The sequence below is a fragment of the Peribacillus sp. B-H-3 genome (assembly GCF_048572925.1).
Taxonomy (GTDB): Bacteria; Bacillota; Bacilli; order Bacillales; family DSM-1321; genus Peribacillus.
Genome location: NZ_CP183879.1, coordinates 55,365 through 74,260, shown reverse-complemented (window position 1 = coordinate 74,260; position 18,896 = coordinate 55,365). Strand labels below are relative to the sequence as shown.

Here is an 18,896-nt window from a genome sequence, read left to right as displayed (position 1 = left end):
GCGGGAAATCCATATTAACTATGTTCGTTATCAATGATTGGGAGGGAATTATAATGATGCAAAATCAAGGTCAAAACCACCAAAATATGCATACAGGCAGCGTGCCTCCTCATTTGAACCATGGAGGACATGAATTATTTGATGTCAGGGAAGTGCTCACGGGAACGATTAGTACTTTAAATTCATTTATGCTGCTCCGCCAGCATGTGCAGGATCCTGAGCTGCTAGGCATTTTAGACCGTCAATGCCAATTTATCCAAGATGAATATAATATTACGCTGGATTGCTTTAAAAGCGGGCAAGATCCGGCACAGCCGACTCAAAGCTATAAAATGAACCAGGGAAATGACTTCGTTTACGGCTTAACACCCACATCGCCAACGAAGCCGGTGCAAAATGTTTCCGAAATGACGGATGCGTCTGTTTCGAGCTGTATGCTCGGATCTTTGAAGGCGAGTGCTTCAGCGAAAACGATGGCAGCCCTAGAAACAACAAACCCTGTTGTTCGGCGCGTGCTTGCTGATTCGGTACCGAATTGTATTGAAATGGCTTATGAACTTTCGTTGTACCAAAATAAGCATCATTATTACCAGGTGCCGCAGCTGGCAGAGCAGGATGTGCAGCAGATGCTGAATGCTTATGCACCTGCATCAGGCTCAGGGCCGCAGATGCCAAATGGCGGAATGGCTCACTAAGATTCCAAATGAAAAATGCCCTTAAGCATATTGCTTAAGGGCATTGCGTGTGTTTAAGAATCTGTCACTGATTACGCAGCAGCTTTTGCAGTGTGAGCAGGTTTGTTTCTTTTAAGTAAAACGATAGCTGCTGTTAATAGGGAAAAGACAACTAAAAAGACGGCCAGCGCAGCTGTATTTCCCCAAAAAGATGCATAGTTATCAAGGTTGATGACTGCTTTGAATCCTCCGATTGAATAAGTCAGCGGAAGGAATTTGCTTAATGTCTGGTATCCCTGCGGCAGCATATCAATAGGCAGGCTTGAGCCAGTTATTGAAAGCTGCAGAACCAGAAATGCCAATCCCGCAAAGCGGCCAATATTTCCTGCAAGCACCGTCAAAAAGAAGACGATGGCCAGGAATACCAGGCTTGCAAAAATGGAAAACAGCACCATGCTGAATCCGTTCATAAAATTTGAATGAATAAAGAATAAAGTAAACAGGGAAACGATGGCTGCCTGGGCAGCTGATAGCATTGCCATGGTTCCTAATTTACCTCCGTAAAAACGGAACTTTGAAACTTCAAGGTTTTCCGGCAGCTTCAAATCAAAAAGAAGGGTCATGAGCAATACGCCTGTAAACAGGGCCAGTGATAAGATATATGGCGCATTCGCATAGCGATATGCCTTGAATTTATGAATCGCTGTTCCAGCAAGCTTGACTGGAGCGGAAAATTGCTCGATGTTTTTATCTCCTGCATGGATGGCACCTGTTTGTTCAGCACCGCCTGCCAGTCCAGTAGTGAGTTCGTTGGAACCGCTTTCAATTTGACCCACGCCATTATCGACTTTTTTCAGGCCGAATGTCAGGGCATCCCATCCTGTTTTAACAGATTGAGTTCCATTTGATACTTGAAGCATCCCATTATCGAGTTTGTTAGCTCCGAGCGTTAAGGCGCTCCATCCGGTTTTGACTGTTTGATTTCCGTCAGCAACCTGTTTTGTGCCATTTGCGAGTGTGGAAACACCAGAGGTCATGTCTTTCCACCCGCTCTCGACAGTATGATTGCCTTTATTAACAGAAGAGATGCCTCCATTAATGGCAGCCACTGAATCCGTCACCTTTTTCCAGGAAGAATTAACGGTTTCGTTTCCTGCAGCAAGTGTTTCTGTTCCAGCTGCCAGGGTACCTGCGCCTACGGATAAGGTATTGGCACCGGCTGAAAGCTTTTTCGCCCCTTCATTGACTGCAGTCTGGCCTGCTACCAATTTGCCCAATCCTCCGTTCAGGGTTTTTGAACCTGCTTTTGCGGCGGTTAATCCTTTTGAAACCTGGTCAGCTCCCGCTTTAAGATCAGGAGTTTTTGCTGCAAGCTGATCCAGTCCGCCTGAAACAGCTTTGCTTCCGGCCTGAAGTTTCTTAAAATCTGGGCTTTCCTTAAGTCCCGGCACTTTTTCAGCCAATTGGTCAAGTCCGGCAGCGACTGACTGTGCTCCAGCAAGCAAAGCTTTTGCCGATTTATCAACTTCACCTGCGCCGTCAGCAACTGCCTTGCTTCCAGGCTCAAGCTTGGCCAAACCATCATTCAAAGAAGAGCTTCCAGATGATGCATCCTTTATGCCATTAAGAACCTGGACAGATCCAGCTGCTAGAGTTCCTGCCCCGATTGCCACATCACGTGCGCCTCCGGCAACCTTTTTTGCTCCGCCGTCCACCTGCTTGGCGCCGTCAGCTAATTGGCCGATGCTTCCAGAACCGTTCTTCAGAGATTTCAAAAGAAGTCCAGATCCGTTCTCAAGCTGCTGTGTGCCGTCCGCAAGCTTCGTGATATCTGAAGATTTTTCCTTCAGTGAAGATAAAAGTGTATTTGTTCCGTCATTCACTTGCCTGGAACCATCAGCAAGCTTTGCGATATCATTTTGTTTGCCGGAAAGAGAGAGGTATAATTCGCCTGTTCCTGATTTAAGCTCTTTGGAACCATCTGCTAAATTTGAGATATCGGGCGCCTTTTCCGATAGAGAAGAGAGGATTTTGCCTGTTCCCTTATGCAGCTCCTCGGCACCGGCATTGATTTTTCCTGAACCATTAGCTCCGTCTTTAAAGCCCGCGGAAATATCTGAAAGCTTAGCGAACAATGTCTTGGTGTATGTTTTGGTAATCTGGTTATCAAGCTGTTCATGAATCGTGGCTGCAGCATTTTTCGTAACCTGTGCTGCCATAAAATGAAGCCCTTCATTTTGTGTGTATTTCAATTCCGGCTTCTTGGGATTTTCATCCAAAACGGTTGTTGCGTTTTTGGAGAAATCACGGGGAATTTCAATCACCATATAATACTTTAAGTCCTTCAGCCCCCGCGCTGCATCGTCTGAGCTAACAAAATCCCATCCGAGTGAATTGTTTTTCTTTAAATCCGCCACCAGATCACTGCCGACATTAATCGGCTGATCTCCTGACATGCCGCCTTCATCATGGTTTACAATAGCTACCGGCACTTTTGATAAGTTGTCATAAGGGCCCCAATTGGCAGTAAGGATGATTGCCGCATACACAAGCGGTACTAATAAAACAGCGATAAGTGCAATAATCCATCCTTTTCTCCCATTTAGTCCATTAGACTGTAATGCATAACCTTTCATTCTATCCCCCCATTGACTCTTTTTTACGCACAAATAATGAATAGTCATTCACTTTCTGTGCGTAAAATATAATATTCTGAATATTAGTGCTAAATACCTGCTAACTTTATGGCAGTTACAAAATTTTTATTTACAGGGCTCTGTTAAAGACCGTTTGAGATTTTGAACTGATATTGATTAGAGCGGAAGGACGCGAAACTCAAGAGACAAAATTAATAGACGATTTAAATTGGACTAATGAAGGTAAAAAACAGAGATTCCGACATAGTTCATAAAAATGCGCGAAAAGAAAATATTTCCAATATTGGGAAAATAACTTATGATAGAGGTGATAAAGAAATAGGGGGAACGATATGAAGCCGATTACGAAAAAAATTCTATCACTTGGCGTAAGTTTGTCTCTAGCCTCATCACCGCTTTTTTCTCACCATCACGTCCTGGCAAAGGGACCGGCAATCTCTAAGAGAGCCCTGCCAATGCAAAGTGCACGCGCTTCCCTGGATGGCAAGCTGCAGGATGCAAATGCAGAGAATTACAGTGACGATACACTCGTTGTGAAATACTCGAAGCCATTATCAGCAGCAGACCACCAGCTCGCTGGAGGCACTGTCATTCAGCATGTGAGCGGACTGGATTATGTTGTTGTTAAAGTGAGAAACAAAAAAGATTTAAAGAAGGCACTGTTAAAGTATCAAAAAAATAAAAAAGTTGTGTCTGTCAATGTCAGCCCGATTTATAAAGCTCTGGGCACAACTGATCCCAAAACGGACAAGCAGTATTCATTGAGCCTTTTGCATATCAATGAAGCTCAAAAACTCGCAGGAAAGAACAAAGTGACGGTAGCAGTCATCGACCAGGGAATTGACCGGAATCATCCTGAACTGAAAGGATCCCTGCTTCCAAGCTACAATGAAGTGAATCCGATGAATCCGGCCAATCCTGATTTTCACGGCACACATGTAGCAGGAATCATCGCTGCCAAAAAAGGGAATGGAATTGGCGGGTATGGAGTGAACCCGAATGTTAATCTTCTTTCAGTCGATGTGTTTGACAGACAAGGAGGCGCCTATGATTATTCGATTGCCCAGGGTGTTTTATATGCTGCTGACAAAGGGGCCAAGGTGATCAATCTTAGTCTTGGAGGAGGATTTCCCTCGCCGGTCCTAGAGGAGGCTATCAAAAAGGCAATCGCTAGAGGGGTGGTTGTGGTAGCTGCTTCGGGAAATGATGGGATGGAAATGCGGAGTTATCCGGCAGCCTATGAAGGGGTTATCAGCGTCGGCTCGGTTGACAGCAAGAAGAAGCTCAGCTATTTTTCCAACTACGGAGCCACAACAGATATTGTGGCGCCTGGAGAGGATATATACGCGCCTATTTACGACTATGAAAAGAAATCAACATTTGGTACGATGAGCGGAACAAGCATGGCCACGCCGGTTGTGGCCGGAGCCGCATCACTGCTTCTTTCCAAGTATCCGAAGCTTACTCCGGCACAGGTGGAGTACATTTTGGAACAAACATCAACAGATCTCGGAGCATCAGGCTATGACATCAAATACGGAAACGGGCTTGTCAATCCAGTTGCGGCCTTGAAATATGATGTGAAAAAACTTCCGGCCTTCGTAAAGGAAAACTGGACTGTGAACGAAATTTTTAAAAAGGCAGAAGTCATTAAACCGGAAGCAGGAGCATCGAAAATCTCCGGATCGATTACAAAGCCTTATCAGCAAAACTGGGTGAAGTTTCATGTGGAAAAAGGGGAGTATATCCAGGCAAACCTCTCTAGCAGCTCTCCATATGATTACAAGGTAATGGTCAATTTCTTTGGAGATATTTTTCATACACAAGAGCTTGAAATCAATGATGCAGTACAAGGGAAAAGTGAAGCAAAGCTGATTCAGGCACCATTTACAGGAGATGTCGCTATCGGGGTGAAGGACGTGAACGGAAACTTTGATAAAAGCCGTTCAAAGTACTCGTTATCCATCACCAAAACAGACAAGCTTCCAGAAGATGAATCAAGCAAAGAAGCACCAATCGATATGAAAAGTGTTCCCGGAGCCTTGCATCTTACAGGCGAAGAAGGTGATGACGATTATTTCACCTTTAAATCCGGAAACGCTGCGCAGCTGATGAGATTCAGTGCCTCAGGAATTCCTGGAGTCAATATCGGGCTTGAAGTTTACGATAAGGCTTCGCTGTTCCCGCCAGCTGATGATGGTTCCGGAAACGGAGAAGGAGCAGATCCAAAAGAAGGAGACAAGGGATCCGATTCTAAAGAAGGAGATAAGGAACCCGCTTTAATAGAAGGTGAAAAATCCGCTTCGGGTGATACAGTTCCGGCCAAAGAGGAAGAGATCCCGTCTCTATACTCAGCCAACAATGGAGGCACGGGAGATGGTGAAACCATTACCTTTATGTCTGAGCCGGACACAGAGTATTATGTGAAGGTAACGAGCAAGAAGCTGATGATGGATGATTCCATGAGTTTCATTGAGTTCATTAACATGCTGCTGTCCGGAATGTTCCTGAGTGAGCAGGAACCGGGACAATCCCTGCTTCCATATCAGGTTCACCTCGACAGCAAAACGCTTCCTGAGGATGAAGATGGCCTCCCAGGCGAAGAGCCGGATGGGGAAGATGATGGTGGGGACTATGATTCTGATAAAGAATACGAGAAAATTTCCAGCGCAGCCCTTCCTTATGAATTAGGTGGCACGTTAAGCGGCTATATTCAAAATGAGGGTGATGAAGATTGGTACTCCTTCACGGCAGATAAAACCGGAATTTACAAATTCGACCTTCCAGGAACAGAAGGAACGCCGCTGCTGCAGATTTCAGAAGTGATTGAGTCAAAGGACGAAGATGGAAAAACACACAAATTTTTAAATCCGATTGGCTATAACATGGAAGGCGATTTCTTTTCGATGGGATTGTCACATGAAGTTTATACAGGTTTGAAGGCAGGAAAAACGTATTATTTAACGGCTACCATGAATCCATTTTCTTCGAATCTTTCCTTTGATCCGTATCATATTAAGGGAGAGTTCTTTACCAAAGCACCAGGTGATGCTTATGAAGAAAATGACACACCTGAAAAGGCGAAAACACTGCCAAAAGGGCCGATTGAAGGAAACTTCGCCATGCCGAATGATACTGACACTTTTTATCTTGCGCCTTCCAAAACCGCCATTTACGGAGTGGACTTTCAGCGCAAGGAACTGACAGATTCTTTGAAAGCAAGATATCCTCAAGCGTTGCTGGCTCCTTTCTTCGGATTGGTGGCCATCACCGAGGATACGAACCTGAACCACAAGCTGGATGATGATGAATATCAAAAAACTACTTATGTAGAAAAAATGGATCAATCCGGCTTTAATTATGGTTCCTTTAAGGCTGAAAAAGGAAAAAGGTACTTTGTCACATTGCAGAGCTATATTGATAGTGCCTCACCGCTGACATTATGGCCATATAAGCTGACTGTGGCACCAGTGAATCTAAAAGATGAAGATGCTTCTTCCAAAGTGCAGAATAATACACCATCTAAGCCGCTGCAGTTTAAAAAGGTTAATAGCAAAACCTATTCTGCAAGCGCAAGTTTGAATGCAGGAGCCAGAGAAGGCGATGAAGACTGGTTTGCCTTCACATCCGCCAAAACTCAAACAGGATTGATCACACTAAAAGCAGGCAATGAAATCGACGGAGTGATCGAGGTTTACAAAAACGGGAAACGTGTCGCCTATAGTGATTACTACGCACAGGGAGACAGCGAAATCTTATCGCTTAACCTATCAAAAGGCACGTACTACATCAAAGTCCGCGACAGTAAAGGAAATGCATCTTTTAATCCTTATGGACTGACGATTACATTCAATTAATAGTATCTTAAGCAGCTCTCTCGGGGGCTGCTTTTTGCGTTATAAATTTGGAGTCGCATGATTTGCTGAAAAGCTGCATGATTATGGCTAAAAGTCGCATGATTTTTGAAGTGAGCCATGTTTCTTCTATGATAGTGAACAAAAAAGAAAGAGGTTTTATAAAAAAAGCGTATCAAAACCTTTAGATACTCTGAAGTGCTTTCAGGAAGATCATGAAAACAAGACGGATTTCAAAAAAACATAAAAATCCCCTCGCTTCTAAAAGCCAGGGGTTCTAATTTCTTATAGTGTTTTGCAGCCCATGTACCTTGGTTTCCAGTAGGAGTTGCTTAAACTGGCGATGCTTACTCCATGGGAAGAAGATGAGTTGATGAACTGATTGTTTCCTATATATATGCCAACATGTGAGACACCTGAGCCGCCAGTGTTGAAGAATACGAGATCTCCTTTTACAGGGGCAGTGGTTTTTAGTCCGATGTTAGAGTATAGCTGTGAGGAAGTCCTTGGAAGGATGATTCCTTGTTTTTGGTAGACGTAATAGATCAAGCCTGAGCAATCGAATCCGGATGGAGTCATGCCTCCCCATCTGTATGGAACACCCATGTATTGTTTGGCAGTACTGATAAGTCTAGGGACATCAACTTTGTATACACCCATGGCATTGTATGTATTGCGGCCGGATATTCCGTCGGCAGTCAGTCTTTTTGCGGATTGGAATCTTTTAACGGCACTAGTAGTTGAAGAACCGTAGTATGTAGTATATGAACCTGAATAGCTATAATAGCCTTTAATTTTTAATAGATTTTGGAGCTGCCTGACATCTGTACTTGTCATAGCAGGTTTAAGAGTTTTGTCTCCGATATTTGCGGAAGCCTGATGGCTGAAAAGCGGCGATAGCATAATGGCGGCAGCGGCTGCAACAGAAGCGATTACTTTTTTCATGATGTTTGTTGTTTCCTCCCGAATAATATCTTGGATAACTTGTACAATCATGGTAATACAGGAATGTTACAATAAACGTGCAATAATATTACATTTGTATTACAATTTTGAAATAGTAATCATTGGTAAAATTAATATAGGTAAATTTTGACACATGAACATAAAATTTCTTAATATGATATAATTCGACTAGATGTTTATTTAATGGTAACAGGGGAGAATCGCATGATATCTAAAGTTAAAGAGCTTTTTAATGAAAGTTCAAAAGATTTGAAAAGACTATTTAAACTAACAGAAAAAGTAAATAAATTAGAGAAAAAGTATGAGAAATTGTCAGATTCAGAGTTAAAGGCATGTACAGAGGCCTTTAAAGAGCAGCTGAAATCCGGCGAGACTATTGAGAATATTCAATCAGAGGCGTTTGCTGTCGTAAGAGAAGCTGCCAAAAGGGTAATGGGTCTCAGGCACTATGATGTGCAGCTGATTGGCGGAGCTGTCATGAATGAGGGCAGTATTGCCCAGATGAATACAGGAGAAGGAAAAACACTTGTTGCCACTCTTCCCAGCTATCTGCGCGCGCTTGAAGGAAAAGGCGTTCACATCATTACAGCGAATGAATACCTTGCCAGCCGCGATAAAGAACTAATGGGCCAGGTTCATGAATTTCTTGGCCTGACGGTAGGGTTGAATATCTCCCAGATGGAAACCGCTGAAAAGAGAGCGGCCTATCAGGCTGATATCACGTACGGAACCGGCACAGAGTTTGGCTTTGACTATCTTCGCGACAACATGGTATTCCGTAAAGAAGATAAGGTCCAAAGGGGTCATCATTATGCGATTGTCGATGAAGTGGACAGTATTTTGATTGATGAAGCGAAGACGCCTTTAATCATTGCTAACCAGTCCAGCGAAGGAGACGAGCTGTTTAGGATTACTGCTGAAATCGTCCGGAATTTTAAAAAAGATGAAGATTATGATTTATTCCAGGATACAAAGCAAACCTTCCTAAGCGATGGAGGTTCGAAAAAGATCGAACAAGCTTTTGGAATAGACAATCTGTATGAAGCAGAGCACCAGGAGCTTCTTCACCATGTGATGCAGTCTCTTCGCGCATCCGTCATCATGAAAAAAGACGTGGATTACATTATCAAAGAAGGAAAGATTGTCATTATCGACCAGTTCACCGGAAGGGTTATGGAAGGCCGTACATTCAGCGAAGGCCTGCATCAGGCGATTGAAGCAAAGGAAGGCCTTGAGATTTCTGAGGAAAATGAAACACATGCAACGATTACTATCCAAAACTATTTCCGCATGTACAAGAATCTTTCCGGAATGACAGGCAGCGCCACTCCTTCCAAAAAGGAATTCTGGGAAACGTACCGGCTGAACGTCGTCACTATACCTACAAACAAAGAAGTCCGCCGAATCGATTATGAAGATCTGGTATATAAAGATCATTCTTCAAAAATCAAGAAGATTATTGAAGAGGTCAGTGTGATGCACAGCAAAAAACGTCCGGTCCTGATTGGGACGACTTCTATTGAGCAATCTGAGAAATTATCGGATCATTTGAAGAAGGCAAAAATCAAGCATCAGATTTTAAATGCAAAAACAGAAGAAGACGAAGCAAAAGTGATTTCAATGGCCGGCCAAAAAGGGCAGGTCATGCTTGCGACGAACATGGCTGGACGGGGAACGGACATCCTGCTTGGCGAAGGAGTCAGGGAACTTGGCGGCCTTCATATCATCGGGACGGAAAGGCATGAAAGCAACAGGATCGATATGCAGCTGAGAGGGCGTTCAGGCCGCCAGGGAGATGAAGGCTCATCGCAATTCATCATCTCGCTTGAAGATGATTTGTTCCTTTATTACGATGAAGAAGAAAAAGAACGCTATATGAAAAAAGTCAAAACAGATACTAGTGGCCTGGTGCTTACTCCAGATCCCGTAAAGTTCACGAAAAAGGTCCAAGAAATGATAGAAAGCACGCACTACAGCTCCCGCAGCCATCTGCTGAAGCTTGAAAATGTGCTGGATCAGCAGAGTAAGGTTGTATATTCCATGAGGGACAGGGTTCTTGACTTGCAAAGCGATGAAATGTTCCAGGAGCTGCTTCAATATATGGAACGCTATATCAGCCAGATTATAGACAGGTATTATCCGGAAGATCCTGCAGAATGGAATCCTGCGGGGCTTGAATATGAACTTTCCATCTTGTTCTTTGCCCAGAATTTTCCACAAGGAAGTCTGACTGAACTTGAGAAAGCTGAGGCAGAGAGTCTGATATGGAGCGAATATTCCCATTTGAAAGAAATGATTTCCACTCTCGAAGAAGATGAAGGATTAAGCCTGCAACTGAAGCAATTCATGCTTTCGGCCATTGATACCAACTGGATTACCCATTTGAATCTAATGAGCCAGATTAAAGACGGAATCCATCTCCGCAGCTATGCGCAGGATGATCCTTATGTACAGTTTGAAAAAGAAGGAATGGCAGAATTCAAACAGCTGATTGCCGATATCGAATCAGAAATCAGCATCCGCTTCTCTGAGTTCATGAAAAATGCCTATGATTATACAAATGATAATGAAGAAGGTGAAGAGTGATGGGACTATTCAAGAAAAAATCACCTATGCCGTTTAAAGAACCAATCGCGCAAACCACAGAAAACCAGTCTGAAACACATGCAGACTTAGGGACAGATACAAGTTTGTATTTTCATCCTGACTGGGAGCTGAGCGCTTCCGAGCAATATGTGTACCGTTTCCGCCATCAGCAGCTGGAAGCCTTGAAGCCTAACCAATTATCAATTACTGGACTGAATATGGCAGAGCTTGACGGCGATATCATGGTGGTTGCATTTTTGCGCAACACTCTTCCCAAGGCTGTGAATTTTGAAGAAGTTGATCTGCTGCTGATTGATAAAGATGGAAAAGCATTTGCCAAGAAACAGTTCGAAATGGATGATATCGGTGAAATGCCGCCAATGTCCTGCATGCCATGGAGATTTCTGTTTTTGAAGGAAGACAGGGTATCGGAGGAAATTCCAGAAGATGGCTGGAAGATTGCCTTTCAGCTGAAGCAGCCTCAAAAGGAAGCTTTAGAGCTTGATAAAACCTGGGAAAACCAGATCTCCGCCGAACAGCGCAAGTATCTAGAGGAAATGGTGACGAACCTGCCTAAGCTGAATCCCGGAGAAATTAATTTAATGGGTATCGAAGCCACAATGAAGGATGACGGAACGCTTGCTGCAGTGGTTCTTATCCGCAATGGAAACGATAAGAATATCAAGCTTGAGACCATTCCTTTAGTTGTGGAAGACGCTGATGGCGACATTGTCTGCCAGGGCGGATTTACACTTGAGAACTTTGAAGTGAAAGCGAACACCAGTAAACCCTGGACATTTATTTTCCCGGCTGCGCTAATTACAAAGCCCCAGCCGAATTTTGAAAGGTGGAAGGTTTATCCTCCGCAATCTTAATGAAGGCGAAAAAAAACCTGTTCTTTTTGAACAGGTTTTTTTGTATTCTAAGTGCCTGGCTACGCTTGTTCTATGTATATAAACGCCGGAAGGTTAGCGCTTCCACCGTTTTCCGTCCCTTATGTGAAATCAGGCCAGTTAATTTGCACCTGGTCGCCTTCTATTTTTTCAAGTGTCCGGTATTTGAATGGAAGAAGATCGCTGTCCGTCTTGCCGATGAATTCTCTGATCAGCTCAAATGGCAGGAGTTCAAATTGATCGGATGTTTCAGAGATAAAGTAGACGCCGGCAATTTGCCCGCTGCTGCTCATATCTAATGTGAGAAATGCAGGATAATAAGTTTTATCTTTTGCTTCAAGGATCCCTTTTGCAGTGATCTTGCCATCAGGCTCAGTTTCGACGGCATCGTTGCTGATTTTGTCCAGAACCTTCAATGCCCATCCCGGCTTTTTGTAGCCGCCAATAATCTTGGGCGGGGTATTTTTTAATTGTTCTTTGAGATGGTTGATCTGATTTTGGTTATTATCCACGATCTATTCCTCCTTATAGTGAATACAAGTCCGTGTCAGGCAACTTGCATACTCCTGATGTATATGTCAGGCACCGCCAAAAAGGCGGGGGCGGTGCCGGAACTAGAAGCCTTGTCCTTTAAAATGCCTGAATTTTGCAGAGGCATTTTATACAGTGTAGGAGCCTGATAATCTTATGAATGAAGAAATTACTGATTCTCTCCATTTCCTGGATCATTGTAATTCGTTAAGCTTGGCGTAACGTAAATAGAATTTACATTATGAATAATCATAACATACTTTATTTTATTTCTTTTAATATATTCATGCACCGTCATTTTACTGTAGTGCCTTAAATCAAGGACTCTCGTTTCGCTAAAATGCCGGGAGAAAAATTGAATGGTTGGATTAGCATAGGAATCTTTAATTATCAGCAGCCGCTGCTTTTTGTCTTTAACATTCGGGTTCTTGACGACTGTTTCTGGATGGTCGCCGCCCATATATGAGGCATACCTGTTTGTATATAAGTCAGGAGCTGTCAGAAATTTGTCTGTGTAGAAGCCCTGCCCGCATTTGCCGTTGTAGCAGACATCAAGCGGTTTTTCATTGAATTTTGGCTTCGCAACCGTAATGGTGTCAGGATGTTTAACAAAAGCAGCCGTGGTCTTTCTGGCATCCGATCCATAAAAGTCTTTTCCGCTTTCCGTCCATGAATAGTCTTCGAGCTTGCGTGCCTTGGCTATCCCGCTTGCATCCTGGGCCATTTTATTGATTACATACTGATAGGCATAAAAGGCACCCTTAGCTTTCCAGTGATGGTCGGTATAGTAATACATATTATCTTCGTTAATATGCTTATTCACCGTATCCAGAGGGCTGATTGGGTTTGCAGCAGGCGCAATTTTGTTCATTAAAAGCTGTGTGTCCTGCCGGCCGTAGCTTGGGAAGTAGTCCGGGAATTTATCTTCCATGATGGTAGATTTATTCGGCATAAGCACAAAATACGTTTTCACGCCCATTTTTTCGGAAGAAGCAGCGAAGGAATTTATTCGTGCTGCAACCTCCTTCGCCCGGTCCTCAGTGAACTTTGGCACAGGAGAGATGAGGTATCCGTCTTTATGGACATACACATCACGTACAACGTTTTGTCCAAGCAGGTATTTGTTAAGCTTTGAATTGGCTTCGACAAATCTTTCCCGTGCAGGAAACTGATCATTATAATAGGTTTCAAATCTTTTTGTGTACTTGCCTGAAATGACAGAGTCAATGGTCGCGTCAGGACGCTGTGCAAGCGCGCGGTTTTCGAGCACCGATGAAGACAGATCTTCCTTGGCCCAGATCCATATGGTGAAAAAGCAGAGCAGGCCCAAAAAGAAGAACAATAATATATAGTCATTGATTTTATGATTCATGAAACATAAAGCCCCCAAATCTTATTTTAAAATTGGAAGTAAATAAATGGGTTGAATGAACTGGAGACAACTGAGAAAATCGCGATTAAAAGAACGATCATATAATAAGCTGTCTGTGTTGAGCTCCAGGCTGCAGCTGCCACTCCCGTATTGGTTCCTGCTGATTGGATTTTTCCGATTGTTTTTCCGTTAATGGCTTTTAAAACTGGCGCGGCACCTATTATGGCGAGCAGAATCAAAATTCCATATTCGGAGAAATAGTATGCAGCATTCCTGTCCCAGAAACCAATGCCGTTAAAGCCGAACATCGTTTTAATATAATCTGCCGCGTACGTAAATGTTTCAGCGCGGAAAAATACCCATCCGACCACTACGACAAGCAATGCATACACATGCTGTATGAAAACAGGTACGGCGGCCAGCCATTTTCCTAGGAATGCTTTCTCGAGCATAATAAATGCGCCGTAGTATAATCCCCAGGCAATGAAGGTCCAGCTTGCTCCGTGCCAGATGCCTGTTGCGAGCCAGACGATAAATAAGTTGCGGTATACCTGAAATGTTGTACCGCGGTTTCCGCCTAACGGTATGTATAGGTAATCCTTGAACCATGATCCGAGTGAAATATGCCATCTTCTCCAAAATTCTGCAACTGAACGGGAGATGTATGGATAATTGAAATTTTCAAGAAAATGAAAACCGAACATTCTGCCAAGCCCGATTGCCATATCGGAGTATCCGGAGAAGTCAAAATATATTTGCAGCGAGTAAGCAATGATTCCAATCCAGGCCATCCCTGTTGACATGTGATCTGGATCCATGGCAAAAACATGGTCGGCGACCCAGCCGCAGTTATTGGCGAGAAACATTTTCTTTCCCAGGCCAATGATGAAACGTTTTGTTCCATATGCGAATTTTTCGAGTGTTTCTTCACGCACGGTAATCTGTTTGGCGACTGTCTGATACCGGACAATGGGCCCGGCAATCAATTGGGGGAATAAAGAGATATAAAGCGCCATGTTCAGCGGGTTTCTCTGCAATGCGCCATCTTTGCGGTAAACGTCAATCACATAGCTCATTCCATGGAATGTGAAAAATGAGATGCCCCAAGGAAGCGGAATATCCGGAACATCAAGTGATGAGTGAAATATCGAGTTAATGTTCGTAACCACAAACGCGGCATACTTGAAGATGCCAAGCAAGGCCAGGTTAGCGGTCACCATTGCGGCAATGATCCATTTAACAGTTGTTTTTTTATTCTTATTCGAGTTGACGATTAAAGCAAAAAAGTAGTTAAGCACAATGGAGAGAAGCATGATTAAGACGAATTTTGGCTCGCCCCAGGCATAAAATAGCAAACTTGCACCGAGCAGCCAGATATTTCTGAGTTTTCTCGGGATAATGAAATAGCCTAATAGAACAATGGGCAAAAATAAAAATAGAAACACTGTAGAACTAAATAACATGATTTTTATACCTTCCTAGTAAAAAAAAGTCTGTTGTCAATCTCATACATTTTACTAATAATCGGTTGTATGTACAAGGGCATTCATAGAATTGTCAGTCAATAGACCATTTGAAAAATATGGAATTTATCTGAGCGGCGGGTGATGGAGCTTCCGGAAAGGAGGCTATCCATTCTTCTAAACCAATGGAATATGCCTCTTATTCTTTTAAGCTTTAAAAGCTTATTCCCGGCCAGGGTTCCTGCAAAAAAACCAGGCAGCTGAGGCAGGCCTGGTTCTTCAGGTTTTATAAGCTTCTGTAACCTGCGAATCTGGTTTGATAGTAAGACATGCTGAGTGAACTGATTTGCACGCCTTTACTCGAGCTGGCATGAATGAATTGTCCGTCTCCAATGTAAATCCCCATATGGGAAATGAGAGCCGAACTTGCCGGATTGGTAGAAAAGAAAACCAAATCGCCAGGTTTAGGGGCTGATACCGTTTTGCCAAGATCATAATAAGTGGCTGCTGAAACTCTTGAAATCTGGTAGCCGGAATTTTTAAAAACATAATAAATGAAACCGCTGCAGTCAAAGCCGCCAGGTGAAGCTCCAGCCCATGAGTATGGCACACCGATCATTTTCTTTGCCGTCGCAATAACAGAGCTTGCGTCCTTGACTGGAAGCGGATCTGGCTTTGCTTCAGGAGGGGGTGCCGGTGCTGTTGCTGTGCCGCTTTTAGGAATCAGCAGGTTTTGCCCCACAGTGAGTGCATCAGTCTTTAAATGATTGTAATCAATGATGCTTTGTGGGGATGTTTTAAATTGCGAAGCGATTTTCCATAAGCTGTCGCCTGACTTTACAATATAAGCAGAGTTTTCAGACTTGCCTTCTGTATTTGGAGGCTTCGGCGGTGTCAGTACGGTCGTTTTTTTAGTTTGGGAGATAATCAGTTTTTGTCCTATGTATATACTGGCTGTTTTAAGATTGTTTAGTTTTTTCAGCTCTGCCAGAGTGAGAGAATATTTATTGGCAATCTTGATTAAAGAGTCTCCAGCTGCAACTGTGTATGTAACTGCATTGGTTTTCTTTATTGTGATCTTGGTATCTGGAACCGCAAGCTTCTGATTGATGAGCAGGCTATCGGAAGTCAGTTTGTTCATCTGTTTAAGCTTGGCAACTGTTATATGGTGAGTGCTGGCGATTTTTGAGAGGCTGTCGCCGCTTTTTACGATATATGTATCAGCAAGTGCCGGGGAGGCGAATGCGGATGATATAACCGCTGCCGCTGACAGTGTGACAATGCCTTTGTTCATTAATTTCCCACCTCGACGTCTTTTTTCCTATTCTACCAAAAATAGAATTGCAAGATATATTACATTTTGATTACAATTGGCGGTTTAACAATTTGTGTGCTGAATTTTAGTTTAATTGGTTGATATATGTAAAAAAATGTATTTTTAATAGCGCTGCATTTTGGATGATGGAGGGGGTTATGTTGGAATTCGCTCGAATAGAAGGGGATTTGGCTCTAATCAGAGGTGAAATGGCTCGAATCAGGTCGCATTTGGCATGATTATCCATTTAAATGGAAATCATAAGCACTTCCTGCTGCAAAAAAAGCCAATGACAGCTGCTGTCATTGGCTTTTTGTATTGACTAGTTTAAAAGGAGAGCTTGTTATTAATCTTTTATTGCCGGCATCGTCAGCCGCTTTGACCATAAATCTGTAATTTCCGTTCAAAGCAGATGCGTTTGAGGCAAGCTTCCCATCCCAGCCGGCGGTGGATATTCCTTGAGGGAGGGATTTCCCGGAGATTAGTGTTTCAACTGTCTGATTTTTGCTGTTTATGATATAAACACTCGCTTTTACCTTTTCCTTAAGACCGATTTTGGCCGATATCCTGCTGCTTCCTGATGATTTAAATACATGAGCCGATTTCAGGGTTACAACAGGAGGCGTGCTGTCGGCAATCAGCTTCAAGCTTACAGGTGCACTGACTCTTCCTGCCGCGTCTTTTGCAGACAGTGCCAAGTTATAGGATCCGTCAGGAACCATTCCGCCTTTGCTGTCTTTTCCGTCCCACTTGAGCGAATTTTTTCCGCCGTTCAAGTCCTTTTTTAACAGCAGTGTTTTAACCGTTTTTCCTGTTTTGTCCGTGACTGCAGCAGTTAGGGACGTGTTTTTATTCACCTCAATAGGCACTAGGAGTGTCTTTTTTGAGGCCGGTGAAAAGGCAGGGATTTTGCTGCTGACACTCACACTGGGAATGACAGAGTCTTTAATGGTTACATAAGAGCTTTTGAATAGAGTGTGTTTCCCGTTCGTCACTCTTGCCGTCATTTTATATCTTCCTTGTGGTGCAAATGCCCCGCTGCTCAGTTTCCCGTTCCATGTGAAGGATAGAGGAGCGTCAGAGAGAGTTTTATTTCTAGTTAATATGCTGACCACTTTATGGTTTTGATTTGTTACATAAAGGGATGCTTTTGTCAGCTTTTGGGCTGAAAACAGCACAGATATCGTGTTTTTTCCGTTTTCGTTAAGGGTGCTGCCAGAAAGCTTTAAACTGGAAACGGGACTCGGAGTGTTTATTAAGGCCTGATTTGTATCAGGAAGCCCGTAACCGAAATATTTGTCCCAGCCTTTTTCGCCAAGGTCAGCAGATGATTTCTTTAAAATGCTAATGACATCATCCGGTTTTATAAAAGGATTTTTCGATAATATCATGGCTGCCGCACCTGCGATGGCAGGGGAAGCCATGGAGGTTCCGCTCAAATATCCATAAGAACTATGAGGCATGGTTGAATAAATATCTGTTCCGGGAGCAGTGAAGTCAATATAAGTTCCGTAATTAGAAAAAGGTGCAGCATGCTTTTCTAGATCAATGGCACTAACGCCGACGACAGATTTCAGGGCTGCAGGGTAGCAGAGTTTGCTTGTATGATCATTCCCAGCCGCTGCAGTGATGAAGACTCCATGTGAAGAGGCATATTTCACGGCGTAGTCCATGATTGATGAATAGTCGCTCATAGTCAGGCTAAGGTTGATAATATCCGCTCCTGCTTTCACTGAGTGAATGATCGCATCTGCAATATCATAATCGCTTGAATCATTGCCGGTGAACACATTGACCGGCATGATTTTTACACCGGGCGCAATGCCGACTGTCCCGCTCTTATTGACAGCGGCCCCGATAATTCCCGCTACATGTGTCCCGTGCTCATCAGCAGGAATGGTTTTAGTGCCAGTCACCGCATTATGAGGAGTGATAATCCTGCCCTGAAATTCAGGGTGTGTCACCTGCATTCCCCCGTCGATGACGGACACTTTAATATCACTGGAACCGCGCGTAGTGTCCCACGCTTGTTCAGCATGCATCATAGGAACATTCCATTGTTTGCGGTATCCGCTGTCGCTTGGGATGTAACTTGCCTTCACAAGATAATTCAGCTGAACATCCTTAATTCGGCTGTCTTTTTTAAGTATATTGGCCGTTTTCATAAGGTCAGTATGTACAGGGAAGGCCAGCCTTGAAAAACCCCCTGTTTGCAGTTCGTCAGTTTCAATGGCTCCATATGTTTTAAAAATATCCTCTTTTTGCTGATTGTTTACAGGATCGCGAAATTTAATGATTAAATGATTTTTGCTGTATGAGCTGTCCGGCTGGAATAGATGTCTAGAAGAATTCTTGGGATGCACATCCTTATTAGGAGCTGCATTGGCATCAGCTACACTCATCAAGCTGAGTGAAAGAGCACAAATCACCGAAAGTAAAGGTTTCATATTCAGTCTCCTGTCTGTTTCTGCGTAGTCTGTAATCTTTCAAACCTGTAATCTATCATCATTTTATCATGGCCTAACAGTGATTCACATTGGCCTAGAGAGCCATTTTTCAAGGTTAGAAACAGGATTAATTTTAAT

11 protein-coding genes are annotated in these 18,896 nt (G+C 43.4%); 4 read left to right on the top strand and 7 right to left on the bottom strand.

Annotated elements, in window-relative coordinates; translation table 11 throughout:
• Positions 1–53: 53 nt before the first annotated feature.
• Positions 54–695, top strand: coding sequence for a spore coat protein (locus ACN6MY_RS00330; protein WP_419882315.1), 642 nt, complete (start codon positions 54–56; stop codon positions 693–695).
• Positions 696–766: 71 nt separating this feature from the next.
• On the opposite strand, the gene ACN6MY_RS00325 is transcribed toward ACN6MY_RS00330, so the two are convergent.
• Positions 767–3,310: a YhgE/Pip family protein gene (locus ACN6MY_RS00325; RefSeq protein ID WP_419882314.1), complete on the bottom strand. Its 2,544-nt coding sequence runs from the start codon at positions 3,308–3,310 to the stop codon at positions 767–769.
• 353 nt (positions 3,311–3,663) lie between these two features.
• On the opposite strand from ACN6MY_RS00325, the gene ACN6MY_RS00320 reads away from it, so the two are divergent.
• Positions 3,664–7,188, top strand: coding sequence for a S8 family peptidase (locus tag ACN6MY_RS00320; protein ID WP_419882313.1), 3,525 nt, complete (start codon positions 3,664–3,666; stop codon positions 7,186–7,188).
• 282 nt (positions 7,189–7,470) lie between these two features.
• Here the strand turns inward: ACN6MY_RS00320 and ACN6MY_RS00315 are convergent, their stop codons facing one another.
• A complete protein-coding gene (locus tag ACN6MY_RS00315; RefSeq protein ID WP_419882312.1) occupies positions 7,471–8,130 on the bottom strand; it encodes a C40 family peptidase in 660 nt (219 codons plus the stop codon).
• A 225-nt stretch (positions 8,131–8,355) separates the two neighbouring features.
• Here ACN6MY_RS00315 and secA2 point away from each other — a divergent pair, with 225 nt between their 5' ends.
• Positions 8,356–10,737, top strand: a complete 2,382-nt coding sequence (gene secA2 / locus ACN6MY_RS00310; protein ID WP_419882311.1) for an accessory Sec system translocase SecA2 — start codon at positions 8,356–8,358, stop codon at positions 10,735–10,737.
• Positions 10,737–11,612: an accessory Sec system S-layer assembly protein gene (locus tag ACN6MY_RS00305; protein ID WP_419882310.1), complete on the top strand. Its 876-nt coding sequence runs from the start codon at positions 10,737–10,739 to the stop codon at positions 11,610–11,612. The genes secA2 and ACN6MY_RS00305 overlap by 1 nt, the downstream gene beginning before the upstream one ends.
• Positions 11,613–11,731: 119 nt before the next feature.
• Here the strand turns inward: ACN6MY_RS00305 and ACN6MY_RS00300 are convergent, their stop codons facing one another.
• From ACN6MY_RS00300 to ACN6MY_RS00280, 5 genes are all read right to left on the bottom strand, one after another.
• Entirely contained in the window at positions 11,732–12,142 is a 411-nt protein-coding gene (locus ACN6MY_RS00300) for a hypothetical protein (protein WP_419882309.1), read from the bottom strand.
• A 188-nt stretch (positions 12,143–12,330) separates the two neighbouring features.
• On the bottom strand, positions 12,331–13,533 hold the full coding sequence (locus tag ACN6MY_RS00295) for a DHHW family protein (RefSeq protein WP_419882308.1): 1,203 nt from the start codon (positions 13,531–13,533) through the stop codon (positions 12,331–12,333).
• Positions 13,534–13,559: 26 nt separating this feature from the next.
• Positions 13,560–14,996, bottom strand: a complete 1,437-nt coding sequence (locus tag ACN6MY_RS00290) for an MBOAT family O-acyltransferase (protein ID WP_419882307.1) — start codon at positions 14,994–14,996, stop codon at positions 13,560–13,562.
• A 286-nt stretch (positions 14,997–15,282) separates the two neighbouring features.
• A complete protein-coding gene (locus ACN6MY_RS00285; protein ID WP_419882306.1) occupies positions 15,283–16,290 on the bottom strand; it encodes a LysM peptidoglycan-binding domain-containing protein in 1,008 nt (335 codons plus the stop codon).
• A 323-nt stretch (positions 16,291–16,613) separates the two neighbouring features.
• The gene (locus tag ACN6MY_RS00280; protein WP_419882305.1) at positions 16,614–18,758 is read right to left on the bottom strand and encodes a S8 family serine peptidase; all 2,145 of its coding nucleotides are present in this window, start codon (positions 18,756–18,758) and stop codon (positions 16,614–16,616) included.
• Positions 18,759–18,896 lie beyond the last annotated feature (138 nt).

Bases quoted from the DNA above. Each gene is read 5' to 3' on its own strand.
- ACN6MY_RS00330 (WP_419882315.1), top strand. From the start codon at position 54: ATGATGCAAAATCAAGGTCAAAACCACCAAAATATGCATACAGGCAGC.
- ACN6MY_RS00325 (WP_419882314.1), bottom strand. From the start codon at position 3,310: ATGAAAGGTTATGCATTACAGTCTAATGGACTAAATGGGAGAAAAGGA.
- ACN6MY_RS00320 (WP_419882313.1), top strand. From the start codon at position 3,664: ATGAAGCCGATTACGAAAAAAATTCTATCACTTGGCGTAAGTTTGTCT.
- ACN6MY_RS00315 (WP_419882312.1), bottom strand. From the start codon at position 8,130: ATGAAAAAAGTAATCGCTTCTGTTGCAGCCGCTGCCGCCATTATGCTA.
- secA2 (WP_419882311.1), top strand. From the start codon at position 8,356: ATGATATCTAAAGTTAAAGAGCTTTTTAATGAAAGTTCAAAAGATTTG.
- ACN6MY_RS00305 (WP_419882310.1), top strand. From the start codon at position 10,737: ATGGGACTATTCAAGAAAAAATCACCTATGCCGTTTAAAGAACCAATC.
- ACN6MY_RS00295 (WP_419882308.1), bottom strand. From the start codon at position 13,533: ATGAATCATAAAATCAATGACTATATATTATTGTTCTTCTTTTTGGGC.
- ACN6MY_RS00290 (WP_419882307.1), bottom strand. From the start codon at position 14,996: ATGTTATTTAGTTCTACAGTGTTTCTATTTTTATTTTTGCCCATTGTT.
- ACN6MY_RS00285 (WP_419882306.1), bottom strand. From the start codon at position 16,290: ATGAACAAAGGCATTGTCACACTGTCAGCGGCAGCGGTTATATCATCC.
- ACN6MY_RS00280 (WP_419882305.1), bottom strand. From the start codon at position 18,758: ATGAAACCTTTACTTTCGGTGATTTGTGCTCTTTCACTCAGCTTGATG.